The sequence below is a fragment of the Mesorhizobium sp. M0678 genome (assembly GCF_040320505.1).
Lineage (GTDB): Bacteria > Pseudomonadota > Alphaproteobacteria > Rhizobiales > Rhizobiaceae > Mesorhizobium.
The window spans coordinates 1-9,298 of the sequence record NZ_JAMYPT010000053.1 but is presented as its reverse complement, the minus strand read 5'-3'; the positions used below and the strand labels follow the sequence as shown (position 1 = coordinate 9,298).

At 59.6% G+C, this 9,298-nt stretch carries 7 protein-coding genes; all 7 read right to left on the bottom strand.

Annotation, left to right across the window (positions count from 1 at the left end; all coding sequences use genetic code 11):
* Positions 1–434: 434 nt before the first annotated feature.
* The 7 genes from NKI29_RS32880 to NKI29_RS32850 all read right to left on the bottom strand — a co-directional run bounded on the left by NKI29_RS32880 (position 435) and on the right by NKI29_RS32850 (position 8,841).
* Positions 435–1,469, bottom strand: a complete 1,035-nt coding sequence (locus tag NKI29_RS32880) for an ABC transporter ATP-binding protein (RefSeq protein WP_352798631.1) — start codon at positions 1,467–1,469, stop codon at positions 435–437.
* The gene (locus NKI29_RS32875; protein ID WP_352798629.1) at positions 1,466–2,473 is read right to left on the bottom strand and encodes an ABC transporter ATP-binding protein; all 1,008 of its coding nucleotides are present in this window, start codon (positions 2,471–2,473) and stop codon (positions 1,466–1,468) included. The genes NKI29_RS32880 and NKI29_RS32875 overlap by 4 nt, the downstream gene beginning before the upstream one ends.
* Before the next feature lies 1 nt (position 2,474).
* A complete protein-coding gene (locus tag NKI29_RS32870) occupies positions 2,475–3,356 on the bottom strand; it encodes an ABC transporter permease (RefSeq protein ID WP_352798628.1) in 882 nt (293 codons plus the stop codon).
* A gap of 1 nt (position 3,357) precedes the next feature.
* Complete coding sequence (locus tag NKI29_RS32865) at positions 3,358–4,299, bottom strand: ABC transporter permease (RefSeq protein ID WP_352798626.1); 942 nt, start codon at positions 4,297–4,299, stop codon at positions 3,358–3,360.
* A gap of 7 nt (positions 4,300–4,306) precedes the next feature.
* Entirely contained in the window at positions 4,307–5,914 is a 1,608-nt protein-coding gene (locus tag NKI29_RS32860; protein ID WP_352798624.1) for an ABC transporter substrate-binding protein, read from the bottom strand.
* A gap of 562 nt (positions 5,915–6,476) precedes the next feature.
* Entirely contained in the window at positions 6,477–6,638 is a 162-nt protein-coding gene (locus NKI29_RS32855) for a hypothetical protein (RefSeq protein ID WP_352798622.1), read from the bottom strand.
* Between the two features lie 316 nt (positions 6,639–6,954).
* Entirely contained in the window at positions 6,955–8,841 is a 1,887-nt protein-coding gene (locus NKI29_RS32850; RefSeq protein ID WP_352798621.1) for an IucA/IucC family protein, read from the bottom strand.
* Positions 8,842–9,298: the final 457 nt, after the last annotated feature.

Here is a 9,298-nt window from a genome sequence, read left to right as displayed (position 1 = left end):
GATCATCTGCGCGAGCACAAGAAGGAGAGCCTGAGGGCCTTGGCCGCCTGAGCACCGTCATGTGTCCGCCGCTCCGCTAAACACGGGGGCTGCGCGGCGGACAGTGCCGACGTCACCGCAATGCCACGCCATTTTGCCGAACTTGACGCACACAACTACGAAATTGTTGCAAGTCCAGCGTCTGGGTCCGCTTGGGTTACTACCGGGATCGTCCACACGCAGGAGAGCGGTATCACCGTAGGACAAATGCATCTGCCGATCATCGGCCAGCTGTCGCTGATCAGGCAGCTCTATTTTCCGAGTTCCACCGGCGTTTATTGGCGATCTCGCTCCCCCAGGACTTGGCTCGGAGTGCTTCACGTCTGCGACGGCTCAACGCCGAGGCGTGAGCGCTCTGAACAGTTGGCTCATTGTCGCCCGATGAGACACTCCTCCTAATAGCTATGCTCAATGAACGAAGAACTGGCCGTCACAGCCGTTTGGTGCGGGAGGTCGCCAGCCACAGCGCGCACATGACAGGCGACAAGCCGGCCGTCTGCCATCGGCACCAGGGGGGGCACGTCGACGCGGCAACGCTCGACCGCGAGCGGGCAGCGCGGGTGGAACGCGCACCCTCTCGGCGGATTGATCGGACTTGGCACCTCGCCCTCCACGGGCACCTCCAGCCGAGCCCGCGTCGGATCCGGCACCGGGGCTGCTGCGATCAGCGCCTCCGTGTAGGGGTGGACCGGCTTGGCGAAGAGTGCCTCGCATTGGGCGAGTTCCACGATCCGCCCCAAATACATGACCGCAACGCGATGGCCGATATGCTCTACGACACCCAGATCATGGGAGATGAAGACGAAGGCGATACCCATCTGCTGCTGGAGATCCAGAAGCAGATTTAAGATCTGCGCCTGCACAGAGACATCAAGGGCTGAAACCGCTTCGTCGGCGATGATGAGCGAGGGCTGGAGGGCCAGCGCCCGCGCGATGCCGAGCCGTTGCCGCTGGCCGCCCGATAGCTCGGACGGAAGCCTGCGCATCATCTCCGGCGACATGCCGACCTTGCGGAGAAGATCTGCGGCAAGCGCTTGGCCCTGCTTGCGGCTGAGGCGCTCAAAATTCTCGACGGGTTCGGTGATGATCTGTCCAGCGGTGAGGCGCGGGTTTAGCGACGAGTAAGGATCCTGAAAGACCATCTGCATCCGACGGCGCCACGCGTGAAGCGCGTGTTTCGTGAGGCCCGCAATATCGGTCCCGTCGATCAGCACGCGCCCGCCCGTCGGTTCCACGAGCCGCATCAGGAGCCGCGCCACAGTCGACTTGCCGCAGCCGGATTCGCCAACGATGCAGAGCGTCTCGCCCGCCTCGACGGAAAAGGACACATCCTCCACCGCCCGGATCACCGGAATGGTCTTCTTCAGGAATCCGGTACCGAGCGGATAGTGCTTGGTCAGATTCTCGACTTTCAGCAAAGGACCGTTCATACGCCCACTACCTCTTCGGCGCGCCAGCAAGCTGCGGCGTGGCTCGACCCGACATCAAGAATGGGGGGCCTCTTCTCGCGGCAAATGTCTATTGCGAACGGGCAGCGAGGCGCAAAGCTGCACCCGACAATAGGCTCGCGCAGGCTTGGCACAATGCCGGGAATTTCAGGAAGGCGGTGCTGACGGCCGCGCCGCCGGTCAGGCACCGATCGCATGAGGCCTTGAGTGTAGGGATGCGCGGGACGCGCAAACAAATCTATCACGCTCGCTTGCTCTACGATCCGGCCGGCATACATGACAATGACGCGTTGGCATGTCTCGGCTATGACGCCCAGGTCATGGGTGATGAACATCACGGCCGTTCCCATACGCTCCTTCAGGTCGATGATCAGACGCAGGATCTGCGCCTGGATGGTGACGTCAAGCGCAGTGGTTGGCTCGTCGGCGATCAATAGTTCCGGTGAGCAGGCAAGGGCCATGGCGATCATGGCGCGCTGGCGCATGCCGCCTGACATTTCATGGGTATAGTTATTTACGCGACGCTCGGGATCCGCGATGCGGACGAGACGGAGCATCTCTTCGGCTTTTGCCATCGCCACTGGGCGGGAGGCTCTCGTGTGGATCTGCACCGCCTCGGCGATCTGGCGGCCAACCGTATAGACTGGGTTCAGGCTCGTCATCGGCTCCTGGAAGATCATGGCGATCTGGCCGCCGCGGATCTGTCGCATCTCCCGATCGGACAGCTTTAGCAGGTCGCGTCCGTGAAAGCGGACCTCGCCGCCGACAGTCCTGGCCGTCAGTTTCGGCAGCAGGCGAAGAATCGAGAGGGCGGTGACGCTCTTCCCGCATCCCGATTCGCCGACGACGCCGAGCGTTTCGCCTTTCTTGACCTGGAAGCTAATGCCGCCCAGGGCGCGGGTGACACTTTCTTCGCCGTAAAAGTGCGTCTCAAGGTCTCGAACGTTGAGAAGCACGTCATCCCCTGCGGATTCTCGCATCTGCATGTCAGCGCCTCCGCTTCGCGCGGGGATCGAACAGATCGCGCAGACCGTCCCCGAGCAGGTTGACGGCAAGGACCGTGACGGCAAGGCAGATGCCGGGGGCGAAAATCATCATTGGGGCGATGGCGAGATAGAGCCGAGAGCTGGAGATCATATTGCCCCAGCTGGCAATCTCGGGCGGCACGCCCACGCCGAGGAAGCTCAGCCCGGCCTCTGTCAGAATCGCATCCGCGCAGACTATGGCGCTTTGGACCATGAGCGGCGGAATGGTGCTCGGGAGGATATGCCGCCACACCACTTTCGGCAGGCGCGCGCCGCCGCAGAGCGCGGCCTCTACATAGGGACGCTCCCGAACACTGAGAACCACCGAGCGGACCAGCCGCGTGACGCTTGGAAGCTGAGGGATCGTGATGGCGACGATGAGGATACCGAACCCTGGCCCTGTCAGAGAAATAAGGGCGATCGCCAGCAGCATCGTCGGGATCGACATCAAGCCGTCCATGACCCGCATGACGACGTTATCGAAGCTGCGGTTGTAGCCGGCGATGACACCGATCAGAAGGCCGCCCAAAGCCGCAACCACCGCCGACGTCAATCCGACCATTAGTGAGATCCGGGCGCCGAACACCGTTCGGGCAAACACGTCACGACCCAGATTGTCGCTCCCGAACCACATCTCGGCGGAAGGCGGCTGGAGGCGCTTGAATGGATCCATGTTCACCGGATCACCGGCGTAAAGCGGGGCGGCGAGCGCCAGAATGATCAAAAGCCCCAAGAGGCCACCGCCTGCAATGACCAGCGGATGCCGCCTTGCCAGACGAGGAAGGTCAGATATTCGCAGGCGGCCCGTCGGGACATATTCAACTGGTGCGGACAAGATCGTCATATCAGTACCGGATGCGGGGATCGATCAGGGTGTAGGAAAGATCGACCGTGAGATTGATGAGGACGTACAGGCCCGAAACAAGAATGAGCACGCTCTGAATGATGGGATAGTCGCGGTTGTTGATCGCATCGACGACCAGACGTCCTATACCGGGTACGTTGAACACCGTTTCCGTGATGACGACGCCAGAGATCAGATAGGCGAAGCTTATGCCGACCACGGTCAGGATCGGGACGCCGGCATTCTTCAAAGCATGATGGAAAAGCATGGCATACGACGAAGCACCCTTGGCGGCGGCCGTTCGCATATAGTCTTCTGACAAAACTTCGAGCATGCTCGCCCGCGCGATCCGGGCGATGAAGGCAATATAGGGAACGCTCAAAGTCACCGTTGGCAGGATCAGGTGCACAAACCAAGGCCCGAGGCCGTGGTCAATAGGCTGATATCCTTGGACCGGTAGCGAGCGCGTTCTGATAGCGAACAAGTAGATGAGAAAGAAGCCGATGACAAACACCGGGACAGAAAAACCAAGGGTCGCGAATGCCGTCAGGATGCGATCAACGAGACCGCCCACTCGCCATGCCGCAAGGATGCCGAAGGAGACTCCTATCGTGACCGAAAGGGTCATCGTCCAGATCGACAGTGAAATGGTCGGTTCCAGCCGCTGCGAGATCAGTTCGAGAACGGGGCGCCCAGAAAAAATTGATATTCCGAAGTCGCCGCCGAGGATGCTGAGTGCCCATGTTACGAATTGAACTGGCAGCGGATCGTTAAGTCCCAGCTGTTCGCGGACGCCTGCGATCATCTCCGGCGTGGCCGCATCGCCGGCGATGATGGCCGCCGGGTCGCCCGGCGCCAGCCTGAGGAGCAGGAAGACGAAGACCCCGACCATCGCCATAACGGCGATGGCCGAAACCATCCTGCGAAGGATGTAAATGCCCATAGTGTCGTCAGCCCTTCTGCATATTCCACATCAGGGGCCATCCCCCCACGCCGCTAATAAGGCCGGTGAGTGTCTTGCGGCGGGCAATTGGAAAAACAGCCGACCCCAGCCTAACGTCACCAACGAAGTCCCACCAAATCCGTTGCATCTTGCGTGCCAGCGCCTTGCGTTCTTCGAGCGTTTGAACATCTGCCCATTGGGCCCGGAGAGCCTCAAATTCGTCGCTCTTCGGCCAGCCGAACCAGGCATTCTCGCCGCCTGCCTTTAGGAAGATCGCGGTAGCCGGATCGCCAAAAACGAAATCGTAATCGGTCGTGATGAAGATGCTCCATCCGCCGTTCTCTACGGGGCCCTTGTTCGCCCGGCGCGCAACAAGCCCGCCCCAGTCGCTCGGCGCAAGCTCGGCATTGACGCCAGTCTTGCGCAGTGCGGCCGCAAGAAGCTGCGCGGCGTCGCTGTTCATCGCATAGCCCGTGGGCTGCAGAATGACAACCTTCTCGCCGGCGTATCCCGCCTCCTTGAAGAGTTGCCTAGCCTTTTCAGGGTCCCCCCCCTTCTTGTACCAACCTGTATTTTCGTCATTCGAATACAATGTAGTGTTTCCAAATATCGAGGTAAGGGTGCGGCCGTATTTTGGATCGGGGGTCATCACGCGCAGGAACGCCTCCTGATCAATCAGGTGAAGCATCGCTTGGCGCGCCTTGACGTTGTCGAACGGCTTTTGCAGATGGTTCAAGCGCATGCAGACGTTTTCCCCCCCCTGGTTCATTACCTGGAGTGCAAGGTTGGGATCGCTCTCGATCGTTGAGTAAAAATCGCCAGGAGGAGTTTCATAGAAATCAATTTCACCCGCCTGCAAGGCCGCCAAGACAGTCTGCGGATCAGAGATTTGGTCCCACACGCCACGATCGACCTTGACGACCTTCCCGCCGGCCCGTCCGTCAGGTGGCTCCTTGCGCGGTGCGTAATGTTCATTGCGGTCGTAGGCGAACTTCGCGCCCGGATTTGCAAGAGCTTCGTTGAACTTGAACGGCCCCGATCCGATATTCGCGGTTACCTGTTCGGTTGCCGGGCGTTTCGCGTCCTTTTCGCGCATCATAAAAGGGACTGGCCCCGACTCTTTCGCTAGATACTCAATCAACGTCCCCAGCGGTTCCTTGAGCGCGATGGTGAAGGTCTTGTCGTCCTTCTTCGAGATATCGCTCGCTCGCTCCATGAGCAGTTGTCCGCCGCCATCGACCTGCGCCCAGCGACGGATGGACGCAACACAGTCTGCCGCGGTGACGGGGGTGCCATCGTGCCAGCCCAGCCCGTCCCGAAGCTCGAATGTATAGGTCTTCTTGTCCTCGGAAACGCCCCATTTTCCGACCATTTGCGGCTGCGGCATCGATTTGGAATCTAGCGCGAACAAAGTGTCGTAAATCGCCAGGCCGTGGGTGGTGGTTACGCCAGTCGCGTTAAAGACCGGATCGAAGACGGTGAGATTACCGTACATCACCATGTGCACCGTCCGCGCGTCGGTTGGCGCCGCCTGTGCCCGCAGGATCGAAGGAAAAGATACGGCCGCTCCGGCGGCTGTTCCCATTTTAATGAGGTCGCGTCGAGAAATCGTCATGTTCAGTTCCCCTTTCTTGGATAGCGCTATAACGGCAAAGCCCGTTAGAGCTGTAGGTGCGTGTCCACTGGCGGAATCCTCCATTGGATCGTATGCGGCTCGCCTATCCTGCCTTCGTTGCTTTCAAGGACTCGGCGTCAACGTAGAACTCGACCGCCGCGTTGATCGCCGGGGGTGTCGGCCCAGAATTTGGTACCGCTGATTTGGATACCGCTGACGTTTCAAGCACAAGGAAACGTCATTATGATCTGATCGTATTGATTATGGCTCCATGGCGCTGAGTCACTGGATCTGCGCGGCCCCCTGACCGTGCTGATCGAACGCCACGCCGAATCGCTCGACCAGTACGCGGATCTCAGCGGCTACGGCAGCGACGTCGAGGGCGTCATACAACCCAGCCAGGCAGCAAGCCTAGATAGGTTAACGGGCCTCTCGCGCCGGCGACTGAGGGATTTTGGTCGAGGCGGTCGTCCTCACAATATGGTGTGGACGCGTCATGGCCTAGGCCCGTGCCAACCATTAAGGAGAGGCGATCGTGGACTATTATGCCGGGATTGATGTGTCATTGGTTTTTGCGATTGAGAAGCTTGAGCGCCTCGGTCGGAACGGCGGTGCTGATCTCCGTATTGATTTCGGCCACATCGGCCCGTTTGGTCCGCAATTCGTCGAATTTGGAATGGGCGATCTCAAGAAGGTAGCGGGCGTGGTTCAGATCACGGCGCAATTCGATCAGTATGTCCTGCTAATGCTTGTAACCATACCGTGGCTTATCATGGCCAAGCATCCTAAAGGGCTGATCTGTTTCTCGCATTTCAGGTCAGTGATACCCTTGAGCGCTCGCCGCTATCCCGACCGGATTGTGTCAGCGGACGACCGGTGCAGAAGTCCCCAGACCGAAGGCAGCGTGCCGACGCCGGCTCAACGGGGAACGTGTGGCCTCAGGGATGGGCCAATATTTCCGTGGCACCCACGGAGACGAATTGCAGGCCGAACAGCAGAACGAAAGCAGGCGAAGCCGCGAAGCGCGGCGGAGGCGTTTGTCATTCCGCTTCCGCCAGCGGATTGGGAAGCTCATGCTCGACCCGACTGTCGCGATAGCGCTCCAGATGTATCCGGAGCACCGAGCGGGCCGGCCAGGGATTCTCAAGGAAAGCCTTACGTTCCTCCAGCCAGAAGGCGTCCGACAACATCCGCGGCCTGAGCGCATCAAAAGCTGCCTCGGTTTCTTCCCGCAGGATACGCCAAAGTCTCGTGCTCGTTAGTGTATATTGTTCGTTGAGGCACAGTGCAATCTCATGAAGATGCAAGATGAAGCAAGAATAGATGACGAGTGAGCGCAGGGGACTGATATCGTCATCGAACGTGCTAGGTAAGATCTCCTTACGACTGAAGGGCTTTAGGCGGTACCCGCGTTCCTTGAACAGGGGGGCAAAAGTGTAGCTGGCGGGGAAATCACGCATCAGCAGTTTTCGTGGGCCGGTTTCATCGAACAGGATCGTGCTGTTTTGCTGATGCGCCTCAAGGGCAATCCCGTAAAGCAGATACATGCCGAGTGTCGGCCGGATGACGGTCGCTGCATAGGCGCGGAAAAACGCAGATACGGTCGCGTCGCTTTCATCGCCGTTCTTGGCGATCAACTCGCAAATGAGGGGACGGCCATTGACCGGGCTTGCCGCCAACAGTGCAGCCGCAGTAACGGGCAAAAGGCCGTCATTGCGTGCCAAAGCGTGGGCGTTGCGATACATAACAGAAAGAAAGCGGCCCGGATGCTCGTCGCCCGTCTCGGGGTGATGCAAGATTGCGCCGAGCTCGTCGGTGAGGATCTCCAGCCTCTTGTGGAGATCCTTCTCTTTTGACAGGATATCGGAAATCAGGGTGCAGAGACGTGGCCCCATCCGAATCGATCTGGCCTGTAGAGAACGCTCTCCGCTGGTCATCCAGATCGCTACCGGCAGCTTGATAAAGGGCCTCACTTCCCGTGTGTCCGGCAGCATCGTGCGGAAGGACGTGCACGGCAGCGTCAGGACTTCCGGGCCATCTGGGTCGAAAACACCGGAAGCGATCTCGGACGCGAATTCACGGCGCACGACATTCTCAAGATGCCAGCTATGGACAGGCAGAGGAAGCCAGTCCTCAGGCGACTTTCCACGTTGATTCAGACCTTCGGCCCAGTCGCGCCAGAGGTCGGGAAAGTTTTGTGAGAACCATTCCGAATAGCTGCCGACATGCGGCATTTTCTCGACATACACCCATTCTTTGCGCAGCCCTGTGACGCGCACGGGCACACGAGCACCGAATTCAGGCGACAATGCAGTCACGTCGTTAGGCGACAGGCCGGGCTTGGCCTTCCATGTCGGAAAAAAGGGGTGACCTTCCAACGCGCCCCACTGATCGAGAGTCATGGCTGCCAGGTGCGGCGGCAGGCTCTTAGCAAGATAGGCGAGGAATCCTTGCACGCCTGCTTCAGCTACTTTTTCGCGCAACGCGGCGCTCCAGTGCTCCCGGTGGCGACGCGCCAGGACGTCGTTGCGCACACTGTTTTCGACGTCGCGCAAAAGGTTCTCCAAGCCGTCCGACGCAGGCGAAATCGCCAAAGCGGGCGCGACCTGCCTTATGAGACCGGAGGGGTCATCGATCCGGTGCCGGGCCCCGCCGATTCCGTCCAGCATTTCGATGGGACCACGATTTTGCAATGTTCCGGCAGGTGCACGACGCAGGTCGGTGAAATGCAGAACCCGGCGCGACTGCCAAAGGGGGAGCCAGGCCTGACCGTCGCGCGCCCACAATAATCCATCTGGTTCAAGAAGACGCTCGGCAAACAGGCAGCGGACCAGCCGGTTGAGCGCGTTGCGCGATGCATTGACCCAAAGCTGCGAGTCGCGCGCCTGAGCTTCGGCATTCGTGGGGGAAGACATTCTCTCGTCCATTGGCTTCCTCTGGAAAAGTGCTTGGCAAGTACGCGGGCGCTTTCTGCCCCGCCGCCGGCAACTCCTGCTGCCTCGCTCCAAAGAAGGCTCAAAAACCGTGCCAACTGAGCAGAAGGAGCTTCAGAAAATGTTCTTCCATACTTTCAAAGGGTTAATGAGAGTACATAGGAGCCAAGCCGAACACCACCGTGTTACGGACTCGACAAAATCGACAGTTGGTGTCGGCGCGCCCGGCGCTTTCCCGGGAATAGTGGGCAGGACTCCTCCGCGGGAGGAAGCGGAATTCACGCCTCATTCAACCGCATTCCGCGGTATCCCATGTCAAGGTACCCATCCGGTGAAGACCGGTGAAGCCCGGTGAAGACCGCAGACGTGCGTATCCGGCGGCCAGGAGAACCTGAGCACCGGAGTGCTGGGGTCAAGCTTTCGATGGGGAGACGCGATGATATTCTTCGAG